Annotated in this window: 11 protein-coding genes; 3 read left to right on the top strand and 8 right to left on the bottom strand. The window is 40.8% G+C overall.

What is annotated here, in order from left to right:
• Positions 1–183: 183 nt before the first annotated feature.
• Positions 184–1,824: a pectate lyase gene (locus KFO40_RS12330; RefSeq protein ID WP_049701770.1), complete on the top strand. Its 1,641-nt coding sequence runs from the start codon at positions 184–186 to the stop codon at positions 1,822–1,824.
• 167 nt (positions 1,825–1,991) lie between these two features.
• Positions 1,992–2,192, top strand: a complete 201-nt coding sequence (locus tag KFO40_RS12325; protein WP_004299812.1) for a DUF2007-related protein — start codon at positions 1,992–1,994, stop codon at positions 2,190–2,192.
• A 177-nt stretch (positions 2,193–2,369) separates the two neighbouring features.
• Here KFO40_RS12325 and KFO40_RS12320 read toward each other — a convergent pair whose 3' ends face one another.
• On the bottom strand, positions 2,370–2,804 hold the full coding sequence (locus KFO40_RS12320; RefSeq protein ID WP_004305010.1) for a hypothetical protein: 435 nt from the start codon (positions 2,802–2,804) through the stop codon (positions 2,370–2,372).
• 995 nt (positions 2,805–3,799) lie between these two features.
• Here KFO40_RS12320 and KFO40_RS12315 point away from each other — a divergent pair.
• Entirely contained in the window at positions 3,800–5,884 is a 2,085-nt protein-coding gene (locus tag KFO40_RS12315) for a BT4734/BF3469 family protein (RefSeq protein ID WP_211146412.1), read from the top strand.
• 194 nt (positions 5,885–6,078) lie between these two features.
• On the opposite strand, the gene KFO40_RS12310 is transcribed toward KFO40_RS12315, so the two are convergent.
• The 7 genes from KFO40_RS12310 to KFO40_RS12280 form a co-directional block, all read right to left on the bottom strand.
• Positions 6,079–7,149 (bottom strand): virulence RhuM family protein, encoded by a 1,071-nt coding sequence (locus KFO40_RS12310; RefSeq protein WP_211146411.1) that lies wholly within the window; start codon positions 7,147–7,149, stop codon positions 6,079–6,081.
• 445 nt (positions 7,150–7,594) lie between these two features.
• The gene (locus tag KFO40_RS12305; protein ID WP_004310490.1) at positions 7,595–8,737 is read right to left on the bottom strand and encodes a DUF1735 and LamG domain-containing protein; all 1,143 of its coding nucleotides are present in this window, start codon (positions 8,735–8,737) and stop codon (positions 7,595–7,597) included.
• Positions 8,738–8,769: 32 nt separating this feature from the next.
• Positions 8,770–9,891, bottom strand: a complete 1,122-nt coding sequence (locus KFO40_RS12300; RefSeq protein ID WP_117811326.1) for a glycoside hydrolase family 18 — start codon at positions 9,889–9,891, stop codon at positions 8,770–8,772.
• Between the two features lie 33 nt (positions 9,892–9,924).
• Positions 9,925–11,565, bottom strand: coding sequence for a SusD/RagB family nutrient-binding outer membrane lipoprotein (locus KFO40_RS12295; protein ID WP_087316993.1), 1,641 nt, complete (start codon positions 11,563–11,565; stop codon positions 9,925–9,927).
• Between the two features lie 15 nt (positions 11,566–11,580).
• Positions 11,581–14,904 carry a TonB-dependent receptor gene (locus tag KFO40_RS12290; protein ID WP_008776416.1) on the bottom strand — a complete coding sequence of 1,108 codons (3,324 nt, stop codon included), beginning with the start codon at positions 14,902–14,904 and terminating at the stop codon, positions 11,581–11,583.
• A gap of 161 nt (positions 14,905–15,065) precedes the next feature.
• Positions 15,066–16,052, bottom strand: a complete 987-nt coding sequence (locus KFO40_RS12285) for a FecR family protein (protein ID WP_008645190.1) — start codon at positions 16,050–16,052, stop codon at positions 15,066–15,068.
• Positions 16,053–16,122: 70 nt separating this feature from the next.
• Entirely contained in the window at positions 16,123–16,665 is a 543-nt protein-coding gene (locus KFO40_RS12280) for an RNA polymerase sigma-70 factor (protein ID WP_004314638.1), read from the bottom strand.
• Positions 16,666–16,749: the final 84 nt, after the last annotated feature.

The raw sequence follows: 16,749 nt of genomic DNA, 5'->3' as shown, positions 1-16,749 counted from the left end.
ACAACATGAATACTTTCTCACTATTTGTTTGTTTGCGTGGACTTTTTTAATATCATTCAAAAGTTGCGGACTTTTTGTGCAATCTGGTGCACTATCTATGCAACCAGTTGTCTATCAAATTCTATCCGCTTACATTTGTATCAGTATCACTATCATCACACTTTATAAAAAATCAGGTAAGATATGAAAAACAACAAGGTAAAATTCATTTTCGTGGCACTACTGTTTGCCACACAAGTAGAAGCGTTCTCCTCCTGTTCCACATCTTCAGTCAATGAAGATAATAAAGAACAGGAGACTCCACCGGATTCTCCCTCCGTATCTCCACCAGTGGAAGAAACAGCATATGCCTTTCCCGGAGCTGAAGGAGGAGGAATGAACACTACAGGAGGAAGAGGTGGAAAGGTATATATTGTCAGATCCCTGGAAGACTCCAAAGCACCGGGTACCCTCCGGTATGCCATCGAACAAAAGGAGCCTCGTATAATTGTCTTCTGTATATCCGGCACCATTTATCTAAAATCGACACTGGACATTCGGAACGGTGATGTCACGATAGCCGGACAGACAGCTCCCGGAGACGGTATCTGCCTGGCTCACTTTCCAGTAAATGTATCGGCCGATAATGTAATTCTACGATACCTGCGTTTCCGTATGGGAGATACGGATTTGCTGGGCTCTTCGGCTTCCGACGGTGCAGATGCTCTGGGAGGACGCCAGAAAAACAATATCATGATTGACCATTGTTCCATCAGTTGGAGCACTGACGAATGTGCTTCATTCTATGATAATACTAACTTTACTATGCAATGGTGTATTATTTCAGAAAGTCTCCGCTTATCGGGACATACCAAAGGCCCTCATGGATATGGCGGTATTTGGGGAGGAGTCAACGCTTCCTATCATCATAATCTGATGGCCCACCATGACAGTCGCACACCACGTTTCGGTTCCGGAGTAAAATATCAAGGTCAGGAACGTACTGATATGCGTAATAATGTTATTTATAACTGGAGCGGTAACGGATGTTATGGCGGCGCAGCAATGGGTATTAACATTGTGGACAACTACTACAAACCCGGACCCGCTACGGATGCCAAAGTGGCCAACCGTGTGATGGCTATCGACATCAGCTCTTCTGATGGAGATTTTGCACCGATCAAAGGGGTATTGGGACAGTATCATATCAGCCGGAATTACTTCGAGGCAGGAAACCAACTGACAGAAGCATCCGCCGCAAAAGTGAACAAAGACAACTGGACTGGTATCCGTAACAACACCGGTCACTCTCTCGATGAACTGAAACGGGATACTCCGGTAGAAGTAGATGCGGTAACTACCCACACGGCACAAAAAGCTTACGAACTGGTGTTGAAATATGCGGGTTGCAGTCTCAAACGAGATGATATAGATACTCGTATCGTTGAAGAGACACGCACAGGAACGGCACAATTCATCGGAAAGAACGAACACAACGGATTAGGAGATGCCCCCTGCCCGAACGGTCCTTGTGAACATTGCGACAAAGGTATCATCCATTGGAAAAGTCAGAATTATCCTAAGGGCGGACTTATCGATAGTCAGAAAGACCTAAAGCCTTCCGGAGCTGGTAGCAACTGGAGCGCATGGCCAACATTAAAATCATTGCCACAAGTTACCGATTCTGACAATGACGGCATGCCTGACGAATGGGAAACCGCCAACGGATTGAACCCAAACAAATATGATGCAAACGGAAGAAATCTAAGTACTGCCTATGATAATATAGAGGTTTATATCAATAGCCTTGTAGAAACAATAACAAATACGCAAAATAAGAAATGAATGATGTGAGGGAAAACAACTCTTATTAACGCAAAAAACTGGTCAATTAATACAAATCCTGATTCAATGAATCATTTGTATACTATATATGAAACAATATTGCACCTCTATGTTGCTTTTCTCTCTTATCTTTGTCGCAGTAAAAACAAAAACACACTATAAAGATCATGATTACAAGTAGAAAGATTTCTCAAGTCAAAGTTTTTGCTGGTAGTCCTTGGGAGGTAGCCAGCGTAAAGAGTTTGTTGAATGCAGCTTATATTCAAGTGTCAACGAAAGACAATGGTTTAAACAGTATTTTGATTTCTGTTCCTTGCGAATACTATACTGCGGCCATGCGTGTAATTAATAACAGAAAAGTTTCATAGGTTTTAGGTTTACATATAAATTGGAGGGTTCTTATTGTCAGCAGGAGTTTTGGCTGGATAATACGGTGACTAGCAACTCATTGCACCCTGACAATAAGCTATGACAATAGGCTGACAATAAAAAGATCGTACTTTTATTGTCAGCCTGTTATTTAATAGATTAAATTCACAGCAGAATTATAGAATTCGTTTCAATCTCCTGCATATCTTTCTGATCCAGCAGTTGCTACAAATAGCATTGTCCGACATAGAATTCTTCTCGAAGGAGCGCAGTCTTTCGTATTGTTCCTCCACCATTTTCCATAAACCGTCCAGTCGCGAACTTTGTCCTCTAATTGCCATTAATTCCTGATCCCGCATATTCAAGAGTGAAGCATACAATCTGCTGGTTTTGTTTTTTTCCATGCAAAGTTGCTCTAACTCATCGATATATTCAGACGTAATTCCCAGCTTAGTCCGTTTTATGAATTGCTGAATACTATCATCATCTATGGAAACTGTATCGTTCTCATAAGACACTGTGATTTTTTTCATTTCCACCCAGAGCCAGATATACTCTTTTTCGAGTCGGTATTTCTCGGCTGCCGCTTCTATGCTAATCCATTGTGACATAGTGTTTGTTTTTAATTTGTTATACAACAAGGAATAAATAGTGCTCTGTTGATGTTGATTCAACAAACATTCGCGCTTTTTGTATTCCGGGCGGACAGGAGATTGGGGTTGGGGATTTATAAGGATCATGAAACCAACCGGGTACAATAAAAGCGTGAATGCTGTTGAATCATTATCTGTCCTTGAGGCCTAGCAAACCCGTCCATAAGATAATGATAACAACAGACATCCACGCTAATCGTTTATATATAACACATCTTCCATCAATATGTTGATATACGACCGTTCACGTGGAATATCTGTTGAACCACCCCTCTACGGACAGAAACTTGCTAGATTTCAAGGACGAGGGATAATGCAATAATATTCCTATTTCAAAATAAATAACGCTTCTTACCTGTTTTCACCACGCTGGTGAACAGAAAGCGTATGACAAAGATATGCTTTTTTTTCGAAACAAAGTGGAAATACGGAAATAAATACAGGAAGTTTTGTATTGAAAGAGAGGAAGTTCAATATTAGCAAAGAGCGTATAAGAAATATAAACTCGCTACGAAGTGAATGTCGCCCCCATTAAATGAATGCTGCACATCTGGTATCTTTCACTAAAGAAGCAGGTATTGTTCTGCTAAAGTAACAGTATTGTTCAGCTAAAGTGCCGGTATCTTCACCTTCCCACGGCCGTGGTGACTTCTTTCCACAGCCGTGACGAATTCCTACCACGGCCGTGGGAAGATCTCGTCACGGCCGTGGCGAACTACCAATACCGGTAAGTTAACGTAAGAATAACGGTGTCTTTATGCAACAATACACAGTGGCGAGCATATCTTTACTTACTTGTTAATGTTTCAAGTCCGCCTTCTTGAATAGAGTATAACAAGAAAACACATTCTTTATCGCGATAAAGCGCAAATAGTTTGTTTTACAAGTACCTTATCCGTACCTTTGAAACCAATAACAAACACTTACTCTCATTAAATATCAAGAGAAGAAAAATGAAGATTACACAAATCAGGGAAAACGGAGATACGGAGGCACTAAGCGTGACAGACATCGACTTGCTGATAGAAAAAATGAAAAAAGAAACCAAGCTCCGCCCGGTAACCGGATTACGTCAGGCCCTGCATTTTGTTCTACCCGACGAGCCTTGTTCCCTCGCCAACAAACTACCACGAGTGATTCCCGCAGCAGCCTTCGGGCGAGTGAACGGAGTGAAACGAATGAAAACCTACAATGGCATTGTAGAACTGACCATCGGCCCGCTAGCCGGAAAGACAGAAGTGGAAATCGTGAAGCAAAAGGCAGCCGAACTTCCCCAAACAATGCTGGCTTTTATGGGTGCAAGTGGTAAAAGTGTCAAGATATGGACTTGCTTCACCCGTCCGGATGGTACTTTACCGCAAACAACGGAAGAAGCCGAAGTGTTTCAGGCACATGCTTACCGGCTTGCCATTAAATGTTATCAGCCTCAACTTCCCTTCAACATTCTATTGAAAGAGCCGAAACTGGAACAATTCTCACGTCTTAGTTATGATCCGGACTTGATTTACCGTCCCACTCCTGTCCCCTTCTATCTTTCACAACCCATCGGTATGCCCGGCGAGATGACTTATCATGAGAAATCGAGCACTGAAGCATCTCCACTGAATCGAGCACTGCCGGGGTATGACACGGAAGATACAGTAGCATTGCTTTATGAAGCAGCATTGCGGAAGACATTCGAAGAAATGGAAACAGACTGGCATCGGAATGATCATGATTTGCAAACGTTAGTAGTCCCGCTTGCCGAAAATTGTTACTACTCCGGCATCCCGGAAGAGGAGGTAACCCGACGAACCATCATGCGTTATTACAAAAGAAAAAATCCGATGCTGATACGCGAGATGATAAGAAACGTATACAAAGAATGTAAGGGAGTGCCCAAAAGCAACTGCCTGACTAAAGAGCAACGCCTTAGCCTGCAGATGGACGAATTTATGAATCGCCGTTATGAGTTCCGTTATAATACGCAGATCGGGGAAGTGGAATACCGGGAGCGTTTCTCGTTTCAGTTTTATTTTCATCCTATTGACAAACGGGCACAAAACAGCATCATGCTTGATGCCCAATCCGAAGGTATTGGCGTATGGGACAGGGACATAGACCGATACTTACATTCCAACCGTGTGCCGATCTACAATCCATTGGAAGAGTTCCTGTTCCATCTGCCTCATTGGGACGGCAAAGACCGTATTCATGCTTTGGCAAACAGGGTTCCTTGCAAAAATCCGCATTGGGAATTGCTTTTCCACCGTTGGTTCCTGAATATGGTTTCACATTGGAGAGGGGTAGATAAAATGCACGCAAACAATACGTCGCCCATATTAGTGGGCCGACAGGGAACTCATAAATCAACTTTCTGCCGTGAAATGATTCCGCCTGCGCTTCGCGCTTACTATACAGACAGCATTGATTTCAGCCATAAACGGGATGCAGAACTGTATCTGAATCGGTTTGCGCTCATCAATATCGATGAGTTTGACCAGATAACGCTGCCACAACAAGGATTTCTGAAACATATTCTTCAAAAGCCTGTGGTCAATCTACGGAAACCGCACGGTCGCTCGGTACTTGAATTGCAGCGGTATGCTTCATTTATCGGCACAAGCAATCAGAAGGATTTGCTGACTGATCCTTCGGGAAGCCGCCGTTTCATTTGTATTGAAGTGACGGGAAACATCGACACTACACAGCCGATAGATTATGAACAGCTTTATGCACAAGCCATGCACGAGATTCATCATGGCGAACGCTACTGGTTTGACAGTGAGGATGAGCAGATTATGACGGAAAACAACCGTGAGTTTGAGCAGACACCGGCTATGTTGCAATTGTTTTACCAGTATTTCAAGACTGCACAAACGAAAGAGGAAGGGGAATTTCTTACTCCGGTTGAAATATTGAATTATCTGAAGAAGAAAAGCGGTATGTCATTGTCTGATAACAAAGTATACCACTTCGGGAGATTGCTGCAAAAATGCGGTATTCCTTCGAAGCATACTTATAAAGGTACTGTTTATCAGGTAATAAAGCTATCATAAGAGATAAAAGCAAGGCTGACAATAAAAGTCTGGATATTTTATTGTCAGCCTATTATCAATGGTTATTGTCAGGTGATAGAAGGTTGATATTCATCTACTTGAATGTATTCCTGACAGTATGACAATAAAACAGGTACAAATCATTATGAGATCTAAATTTGAGAGTTTTGTTTCATAGATGAATAGGGGTAATCTTATTTAATTTCATCCACAAAGTCTAGTGTATCACCAGTATTAAACTTGTCGAAATCAGACTGAAACAAACAGTCCTGAATGATACGATATTTCTCAAATTCAGTTTCCGCATATTCTTTCGCTTGTTCAGTAGAAACTTTTCCTGAATCATTTAAAACCGGGCGGTCATCGCTATCCAAGAATTTGTCTATGCGTTTCGCCCAGTCTTCCATTGTCATAGGAATATGCCGCTTTGCCCGGTCTTCTGCCAAATCCAGAAAAGCATTGACCAACCGTCCCATTGACTCCAGTTCTTCTTCTTTCAAATAATTCTTTGCTATCGACACATCTGTTTTTACAATCTTTCCGTTAGGAGCTTTCTCCCAGGTAGTTAGTCCCATGTGTTCCTTCTCTGCATCGGCACGCTCTACAATAAGTTCTGCCGCCGTGTGTCCATGAACTGCATAGTGCATTTTGTTCTGGACTTTTTTGAAAAACAAACGTGTGGTCGGGGCATTGAGGTTATAGTCTATGCTGGTAGCATAAATATCTGTTAGCTTTTGGTAGAAACGTCGCTCACTCAATCGTATTTCCCGGATTTCAGCAAGCAAATGTTCAAAGTAATCTTCATTGATGAATGATCCGTTCTCCATTCGCTTTTTATCAATGACATATCCACGAATGGCAAACTGCCGAAGTATAAATGTACACCATTGCCGAAATTGAGTGGCGCGCACGGAGTTGACGCGATAGCCGACTGAAATGATGGCATCAAGACTATAAATAAAAACTTCACGAGAAATATTCCGATTACCTTCTTTTTGAACTATCCGGTTTTTCCGGATAGTTGTATTCTTATCTACTTCTCCTTGCGAATATATATTTTTCAAATGTTCATTAATTGTGCGTATATCAACATCGAACAATATCGACATCGTCTTCTGCGTCAGCCACAAAGTTTCGTCCTGATAAAGCACTTCAATGCCTTCTTCTTTATTCTCTATCTGAAAAATAAGAAATTCAGCCGTACTATTGCGTATTTGCAGTTTCTTGCTTCCGTTATTACTTTCTTCCATATTCATCTTGAACATTCATTTCTTTTAGAAGAAACAAATGTACTTAGAACATATCGAACTGCCAAAGATAATATCTCCTATTTTATCTCCACCTTCGTCTGTAATCTTATGTCATTGGAAGCAGCGCCAATCATTATCTGAAAAGTTCCCTAAAAAGATCATAATTACAGTAGAAAGCTTTCTCCGTAATATCTTCGCTTTATGGATTCAACAGATTTTATTCGTATTTTTCCGGTTTACATATTGGTTTACATGAACCGCATAAATTATATGTATAAAGGTACTGGCAAAAACATTTAGATGGAAAAGATATAAACAGGGGAAATAGTAACTTCTTCATAAAACAAACATAAATAAAAGAAACCTGCTTACCAAAAGAATATTATCTTTTCAGTAAGCAGGCTTTCACTCATATTCAAAAATGCAAAGAGCAAAATCTCTCACAAATTTGTGTGTTCCATTAATTGATAGCTATCGGAGCATCCAACGTCTTAATAGTAATTCCATTTGTAGTACCGTTTATACGCCCTGTGGCATCTTTGATAACTCCACCTTCCTGAGTCTCCGATCCGTCTAGTTTATAATAAAGTGCCAAGCCTTCTGAAGCAGGGTCAACACCCAGCATATTCTGCTTAAGTTGATTTTCCGTACGGGCTACACTCCAAACACGGACTTCACTCATTTTACCATGGAATGGACGTTCACCCCACTTGAAACCATAGATTCTACCAATATAAAAACCCATATCCGAATTCGGATCAAAACCGTCAATCCCCCAATCTGAACCAGCCCATTTCTCACCATTTACATAAATGCCTGTTTTTCCTGTCGGTTGATCATAAGTCAACGCTACATGATACCAACGATTTGTTAACAACGGTTTCGTTACACGGTAGTTCTGTCTTCCGGCCACTTCCAAATAATCTTTAGGAGTAATTCCTCCTCCCGCATCACCGATACGGAGGATCATCACACCTTCAGTTCCCATAATCGTATTATTATCGAGGAAATAATCCACATTAATCAATGCTTCGTAAGTGAATGACGAAAAGAAAGTACCGACAGGGAACTTCACAGAAATATAGTGATTACTGAAGTTACCAGCTTTGGTAATTTTCAACGGTTTGGAGAAAAAGAAATATGCAATGTTTGTTCCGGAAAGAGTCGACACCGAAGACGAATGCACCCGCATAGGCAAAACATACGAGTTCCCGGCTTTCAAAGCTTCTAACCCGGAAAGTTCGACTTCTACATTATCCGCATACAATTTTCCACTCGAAATAGAAGATGTCGTACTGCTTAGCTTTACCTGCGAAACATCAAGCATCTCATAATTTGTGCCATACTTTGCATTGTATTCGTCTACTACACTTGGTTCGGCTACACTATATGATACGTCTACCTGAGAGGAAGTTGCTGACGAGAGTCTTGAAACCAGATCAAATGTCATTACATCCATTTCATCTTCCACCGAGAAATTATATTCCTTGCTTTCGAAATAAACCTTAGGCTCCAGCAGGTCATTCATGCTGTCGTTGCAAGCGCCCAACAATAACGCCATACTACCTACCATCAAATAATAGAATATATGTTTATTCATCATCTTTTTACTGTTTTAGAATTTTATAAGTCCACTTATTCCTGCGGTTTATTTTCCGCTTCGTTTTGTTTCGCTTTCCATTCATTGAAAACCCGCTGATTGATTTGAATAGCCTGACGCATCCATTTATAATTTGGCGTATTGTCATAATCATTATCGAAGCGATAAGCTCCTACTCCACCTTTATAACCTTCTCGCGGCATAGCAGCAGCCTGCTTCAGCAATTGACCTCCATTAGTGGCATACTTTTCAAAGTTCTCTGTGCAGATTATTTTCTTAGGATCAACGCCATAACCATCAAAACCGGGATTGGAACTACCATAACTTTGTATAATCCAATAATCGACATACTCATCCAATTCACGGGTAAGCCCATAAATATTTCCATCAATACAGATCATTTTATGTCCTTTACCTTCCGGATCGCTTTTCGGGCCAATGTAATTGTTCATTTCTTTAACCAAATGAATCAAATGCTTATTCTGACTCAATGTGCCATCCATATCAAACACACCACTACCGATTTCCCAGTCTACATCATAACCGTCCCATTCGTTTGCATACAAAGAATCGCACAGAGCTTTGGCAAACTTCGCCAGACATGCATAATGGTTTTCACTTTCAAACTGACCTTCAAATCCCCAATATTTCCAACGGGCTTGTTTCTTCGCCGTTTCCAATTGAGCCGCCGACCAGCCTTCTTCCTCCGCTTGTTTTTCCACTTCGAGGTATACCGAATTTGGTGTCGCACCCTTACCAAGATAAGAAAGCAGACTTACCTGCAACAGTTTCGTTCCTTTCACCTTTTGCACAAACTCTTTATCTGCCTTCTGCTCCGGAGTGATTTCATAACGTCCTGGAGCGCCACTCCACATTGAAACAAAATCCATACTATCGGGCATAGCAGAGAGATATCCTCTTCGATAAGCTCCAGCAGGCGCCCAATTGGAATACCATCCGAAAGCTACGGGACGATTGTAATTCCAAGCAGTCGCCTTATAGGCGCGCAGATTGGCATAATATGCCTCACTCTCCGCATTGTTCATTGTGGCATACCCGCCTATATGGTCTATCTCAATATTCTCCACATCCATGCAAGAAGTTACCATCATGCCTGTCAATGGAATAATATATAACAATTTTCTTAATGATTTCATATTCTTCATCTGTATTAAAATGATACATGTAGGTTATCTCTTACAATCCCACCACAAACGGGTAGAAGACTTATCTTCGCCACCTGCACCGTTATTGAACAACTTCAAGGCTGCTTCATAAATAGCCTTTCCCTCGTTAGTCTGAGAAAAACTGGTGGGATAAATCATACGGCGAATACCGCCCTCAAGAGTTGCGCCTTGCACTGCTCCTTTCAAAGTCTTAATGACATTCAACTTCGGATAACCGGTTCTTCTCCATTCCGTCCACGCTTCCTGTCCGTTAGGAAACAAAGCAATCCACTTCTGAATCATAATTTTTTCCAACTTCTGCTCTGTTGTTCCTTCAAACTTGACAGTAGTCTCACACGGAGCAGAAAGTGTTTGCCCATACTGATAATGGGAAAAAACATATGCCCGAGGTGACAAATTGGAATTCATATAATCGTCTACAGGATCGGTCACACCATTCTCCTGAAAAGACATATCAATGCCCTGTTTATACCATGAATCCGCACTGCCGAAACCTTCCCACACTAAAGCTGCTTCCGCACGCAAAAAATAAACTTCCGATGCACGCAGCCAATATGTAGGAGTTCCACTTTGAATATTGGGCTTTGAGCAAGATTTGTAGATGTCATTCTGCGCATTGGCATGCCCTGCCGGCACCGCTTGATACGTTTTTCCGTCGAAAGCCTCAACACCATAAGAGGCATTACCATCCATCGGCAAAAAATAAACGCTCAAACGCGGGTCTTCATATCCCATCAGATAAGAAAAGATGGAAGAACCCATACGAGCTTCATTATAGTTGCCTGCCAGCCATTCAATGTTGTTGCGGAAAGTCATACCCGCTCCTTGACTCATTTGAGCCGCATCATCCTTAGCCGTCATCACGCCGATAGAATGATTTACTGCTTGAGTAGCATACTTTTTCGCCAGTTCCGCATCAGCGAAGCGGACACGCATAGCCAAACGAAGCATCAACGAATTGCCGTATTTCACCCATTTGGTAGCATCTCCGGCATATACCGCATCATAAGCGCCCATTACATTCACCCCATTTTCCGCCTTTTCTGTTAATTCTTCAATGGCTGCGGTCAATTCTTCAAACATCGCCGTATACACCTCTTTCTCCGAATCGAACGGAATGTTCATTGTAGCGTCCGCCGCATGAGAATAAGGCATCGGACCGAAACTTTCAAGTGTCTTGTGCCAAGCGGAAATCTTCAGAATTTGAGCCAAAGCAAAGACTTCGGGCGTACCATTTTTCTCGGACGCTATTTTCAATTTCTTCCAAGGATCAAGAGCATTGGTATAAGACTGTGTATAGGTCGCTTTTATCCAATTGTCCAACAAATAATAAGTAGTATTGTTACTACCTGCGTTCCAACCGTTACTGTTGTTCTCGCCAAAAAATCCACTCCAATTATCGGCCGACAGATGATAAGCTATTTGATATTCATTGATAACATCTGTATCATCAGCCTGTGTGCCTACGGGAATCACTGTCCGTTGCATAGCTGTAATCAGCCCTCCGACTTCAAAACCATCCATCGCACCTTCTCCGTCGCTCATCTCAAATTGGTTGGTATTGATTTCTTCAAAATTGCATGAGGCAAATAGCGTCATTGCGCATATCACCGCTAATAGTTTAAAATGATTCATTTTTCTCATAATAAAGAAGGTGTATTATAATTTAAATTTAATACCGAAGCCAAAGCTACGAACACTCGGTTGCATAAAATAATCATTACCTTGTCCGTAAGTACTAGTGGAAGGAGTCAGTTCCGGATCGAACGGAGCTTCGCAATACAACATCCAAGGATTGTTGGCTATAAACGAAACTGTAACATCTTTCAACACGTTACCAAACCACTTATTAGGCATAGTATAGCTAAAGGTAAGTTCTTGCAAACGAATATTGGTGGCACTGTATACATAGTAACCGGAAGTTTCATAATTTCCCGTACCTGTCATCTGATAATAAGACTTCGCATCTACCAGACCTTGTCCCTTCAACAATACGCCTCCCGCTTCACGAGCCTCAGCCGAACGTTTGGACACACCGAAACGATCAAGCAATGCCTCTGTAGAAGAGGTCACCACGCCACCAAAACGTCCGTTGATTTGGAATCCGAGTCCAAAGCCTTTGTATGTCAACATATTACTCCATCCCAGATTAAAGTCAGGAGAAGTTTTTCCCAAATAAACAGGTTCCCCCTTTTCCATTCCAAAGGTTCCGTCGCTCTTTACCTCAACATATCCCAGGTGGTCTTTCTTCAAGAAGGTGTTGGCATAAATATCGTGGATACTTCCGCCTTCTTTCAAGATGACACGACCACCATCCTTCAAAACCTCCGGAATATTAATCGGTTCATCCATCAAATCCGTATGATAGTTTTCAACCATCTCCTTAATCTCGTTTATATTTCGAGAGAATGTCAATGTTGAAGAGATTCCTAATCCGAACTTAAACTGATCGGAATAGCTTAATGAAGCCTCCCAACCACGATTTTCCACATTACCGGCCTGCAAATAAATCTGCTTGTATCCGGTATATTCCGGAAGATCACCCAAGAAGGTCTGATTGTATGTATTAGAATGATAGTAGGTTACCTCCGCACTTAATTTATTCCACAACTTCAGACTTAATCCAAATTCGTATGACTTTGTACGCTCTGCCTTGAAATCAGTAAACGGATAGATACCGGTAGGATCTAATGCACCACCCACAATAGGGGTAGTTACCGTACCCGGAGTCAGTCCCGAACGGGATACAGGCGCACCGACTTCCGTATACGAACCACGAACTTTCAGGTAAGAGATAAATTCGGGCAATTTGACCATCTCGGAAATAATCCCGGACAGACCGATTGAGGGATAGAAGAAAGATTCTTCATCGGTATTCACCAAACGTGAATTCCAGTCATTACGTCCGGTCAGCGTCAAATAAAGCATACTCTTCCAACCAAGTTCCAAATTGGCAAAAACAGCATGATTACGTACACGACTATCACCACCCTTTTCTGAGATACGACCATTAGCCGGATCGATATTAGAAGCCGCAAATTTATTGGGCACTCCCAATAATGTCCCTTTGTATCCTCTCTCCAATGCCCAATAGTTAGAATAGTTCCAACCCGCATTGGCAGAAATACTGAAATCAGCTATATGTTTATTTACGTTCAACATAAAGTCGGCATATTCCTGACGGTCTTCATAGTTATTGTATCCATACAGTCCTTTCTTTCCTTCCGCAAATTTATCGTCGGATGAAGCGTAAATCTTGCGTTCAAACAATACATGTGTGTCATCCATTCTGAAACGGGCTGTCGCATTCAACCAATCGGTAATATTATAAGTCAACCCTACGTTGAACATATAACGACTCTTTTCATTCGTAGCTACATTGCGATAAGCAGTCCAGTAAGGGTTCTGTGAAGCATATACCGGATCTGCCACCGGCCAATACTGAACCGGAAGTTGACGGCTTTCATCGAAATGTTCGAATGACTTAATTCCATCAAAGTCTTCACCACGAGGGAACAAATAGGCGGCCATCACCGGATTCCAATATTGTCCTTGCGATACCATATTCTTGTCTTTCTGTTTCACATACGACGCACCTAAATCGAGTTGTAATTTATCATTAAGGAAAGTTGCCGTATTACGGATTGTGAAATTCAAACGATCATATTCATTATTAGGCACAATACCTTTGGAATTGGTAGAAGAAACAGAAGCAAAAGTCTGATTCGATTTCGTACCGGTGGTCAACGTAACCGAATTAATAAAGTTTGTTCCGGTATTAAAGAAATCCTTCTTAGGATCATAACTTGTAGGAGTCAACAGTTTCTCACCCCAGCTTTCATACATATCTTTTTTGTTACCATACGTATTTTGAAACTCAGGAGTCATATAAGCTTTGCTGAACTCTGAAGAAGAAGAGAACTGCACTGAAAGTTTTCCTTCTTTTCCTTTTTTAGTGGTAATCAAAATTACACCGTTAGCGGCACTACTACCATACAACGCAGCAGCCGAAGGACCACTCAAAACAGAAAGACTTTCAATATCTTCGGGATTGAAGTCGGCGATTCCTTCTGTTCCGGCCTTACCTTCACCCATAATACCACTGTCGGTATTTCCCATATTGGTATTGAACAAAGGAATACCGTCCACCACATACAAAGCATTATTATCACCTTCAATAGATTTTGCACCACGCATTACAACACGTGTCGCACCACCAACTCCACTAGCACTTTTGTTTATACTCACTCCGGCTATCTTACCGTTCAGCGAGTTTACGAAGTTAGCATCTTTTACCGTAGTCAAAGCATCTCCCTTGACTTGTTGTACATTGTAAGACAACGCCTTTTCTGCACGTTTGATACCCAATGCCGTCACAACAACTTCATCGAGCACTTCTGTATCCTGCTTCATTACAACCGGATAGAAATCTTTCTTGGAAACAGGAATTATCTGTGCAGCATATCCGATATAAGATACTTTGAGAATAGATTTCTCTGCCGCCTTGATCGTAAAGTTACCATCGAAATCGGTAATCGTACCTGTAGAACTACCATCCACAGATATATTTACTCCAATCAACGGTTCACCGCTTTCATCAGTAACCTTTCCTTTGATATTTTTAAGGGTTTGTGCAACTACAGGCTTCTTTTCAGCTATTATGATGTAGTTACCTTGAATCTGGAATGAAAAGCCCGTCCCTTTTAAGATGGTATCAAGTGCGGTTTCGAGGGATGCGTTCCGCAAGTTTAACTGGGCTATTACTTTTCCTTTTAATTCGGAATCACTATAATTTATAGACTTTTTGGACTGTTTTTCCACAGTTTTTAAGGCATCAATGACAGTGATGTTTTTTTGCTGGATAGTTATTTTACTATCATTTTGAGCCAAAGCGAAAGTCTGTATAAGAATAAGACTTAAAAAAGTGAGAAAGACCCGCTTATGAGCTATTTTTTCTGCTATTTTTTCGTAGATTTGTAGCATCTTTAGTATTAGTTAATTGGTTATTATTCTAGGATCATTCAGAATAGCGTCAATATTACGCTAATATTAAAAGAGATTGATTTCATATCCGGGAGGAACGGCCATTCCTTCCGGGTATTTTTTTGCATTACGTATTAAATTTAAAAGGTTCTACAATATATTTATTCTTTACTAGTTACATAGCACTTATTTCCCTTGATAACATAGTTTACATTTCCTACAACTTGCGATATAATCTTCATAACTTCCTCCAGATTCGCCTGTTTGGAGAAGCGGAAACTATATGTATTCTTTTTCAAGCTATGAAGGCTATATACAAAAGCATAAGGAAATTTGCGTTCAAGACTTGTAAAAATATCCTCCAGATACATATTACTAAAAACCAATTCCCCACGTTGCCATGCTGTCACATCATCTATCTCAGGCATCCGCAGATTGTGCGCTTTCGTATGTTTGTCATATACCAACTGTTCATTAGGCTTTAAAATAATATTGGACAGCAAGTTATTGAATTCAACTTTCACACTACCTTCCAGCAAAGTAGCCATCAGTTCGCTATTTTCCGGATAAGCATTTACATTAAATTCAGTACCTAAAGCAGTAACTTGATAATCATTGGCCTTTACAATGAAAGGATGCTTCTTATCCGGTTTCACTTTAAAGTTGGCCTCACCAATCAAATATACACTTCTAGTCTCTCCTGTAAATTTTTCCGGATATAGTAGTATACTCTTCGAATTCAGCATGACATTTGTACCATCCGGTAATGTAAGTTCACGAATTTCCGCTGTCGGTATATAGCATTCAACTAAATCTTTTTCCGGCCGTTCCTTTTCCAACATCAAATAAATAGAAACGGATGAGACTGCTAACAAGAAAATAGCTGCAGCTCTCCATATAAGCAACTGGTAATTTCTACGTGAAGTGATAGACTGCATTCCCAGATTCTGCCGCATTCGTTGTATTGATTGTTGCATGCCATCAGGCACTTTCTGTTCTCCTGCTTGTTTCCAAAGCTCACGAAGAGCCTCACTCTTTTCATCAACATGCTCCTCATCAGCCAACCACTGTTGCACTTTCTTCTGTGTTCCGGCTGAATAGCTATTATGGCCGAATAATTCTACGAGTTGTTGAATATAATTTTTCATGAATCTTTTTCTTTCTTTTTTGGGCTTTATACACTAAATACAACTACTACATACATACTACTTAAAAATATTAGAGAAAAAAAATAAAAAAGAGGAGTACCTTCTTTAATTCGATCAATGCCAAATAAACCTGATGCTCTATTGTTCGGATAGAAACATCGAGTTTATCAGCTATTTCTTTATGACTTAATCCCCTGAAACGACTAAGTTCGAATATCAACCTCCGACGCTTCGGCATTTTCTCCAGGGTGAGTTGAATAATCATCAACATCTCCTTATAATATACGTTATTCAAGATCTCTTCCTTTTCTGTTAATTCATAAAGAAGAGTCTTCTCTATAACTTCCGACTGATATTCCTGTTCTACTTGTTGATGTTTAAAGATATTCAGAACTATATTTCTAGTCATTATAAAAATATAATTGTCTAGTTCTTTATCATTATCCAGCCACAACTCAGGCTGCAACCAGAGCTTACAGAAAACATCTTGAGCCACATCTTCTGCATCCGCTTCCGATTTTAGCAGCATTTGAGCAAAGTTCTTTACCTTTGGAAAATTTACAGTGAAAAACCTCTGAAACTTTAATTCAATCTGCCTGTCATTATTCTCCATCTCTCTAGTATTTTTCAGTGTTAGCGGTTAAATCAAATATTACATATATTTAGGTCTAAGGAATGATTCAATATAATATTATAC

Source organism: Bacteroides sp. 1001302B_160321_D4, from assembly GCF_015667765.1.
Classification (GTDB): domain Bacteria; phylum Bacteroidota; class Bacteroidia; order Bacteroidales; family Bacteroidaceae; genus Bacteroides; species Bacteroides xylanisolvens.
This window is presented reverse-complemented; position numbering and strand designations above follow the sequence as displayed.

Coding starts and splice junctions, on each gene's coding strand:
- KFO40_RS12330 (WP_049701770.1), top strand. CDS start 184: ATGAAAAACAACAAGGTAAAATTCATTTTCGTGGCACTACTGTTTGCC.
- KFO40_RS12325 (WP_004299812.1), top strand. CDS start 1,992: ATGATTACAAGTAGAAAGATTTCTCAAGTCAAAGTTTTTGCTGGTAGT.
- KFO40_RS12320 (WP_004305010.1), bottom strand. CDS start 2,804: ATGTCACAATGGATTAGCATAGAAGCGGCAGCCGAGAAATACCGACTC.
- KFO40_RS12315 (WP_211146412.1), top strand. CDS start 3,800: ATGAAGATTACACAAATCAGGGAAAACGGAGATACGGAGGCACTAAGC.
- KFO40_RS12310 (WP_211146411.1), bottom strand. CDS start 7,149: ATGTTCAAGATGAATATGGAAGAAAGTAATAACGGAAGCAAGAAACTG.
- KFO40_RS12305 (WP_004310490.1), bottom strand. CDS start 8,737: ATGATGAATAAACATATATTCTATTATTTGATGGTAGGTAGTATGGCG.
- KFO40_RS12300 (WP_117811326.1), bottom strand. CDS start 9,891: ATGAAATCATTAAGAAAATTGTTATATATTATTCCATTGACAGGCATG.
- KFO40_RS12295 (WP_087316993.1), bottom strand. CDS start 11,565: ATGAGAAAAATGAATCATTTTAAACTATTAGCGGTGATATGCGCAATG.
- KFO40_RS12290 (WP_008776416.1), bottom strand. CDS start 14,904: ATGCTACAAATCTACGAAAAAATAGCAGAAAAAATAGCTCATAAGCGG.
- KFO40_RS12285 (WP_008645190.1), bottom strand. CDS start 16,052: ATGAAAAATTATATTCAACAACTCGTAGAATTATTCGGCCATAATAGC.
- KFO40_RS12280 (WP_004314638.1), bottom strand. CDS start 16,665: ATGGAGAATAATGACAGGCAGATTGAATTAAAGTTTCAGAGGTTTTTC.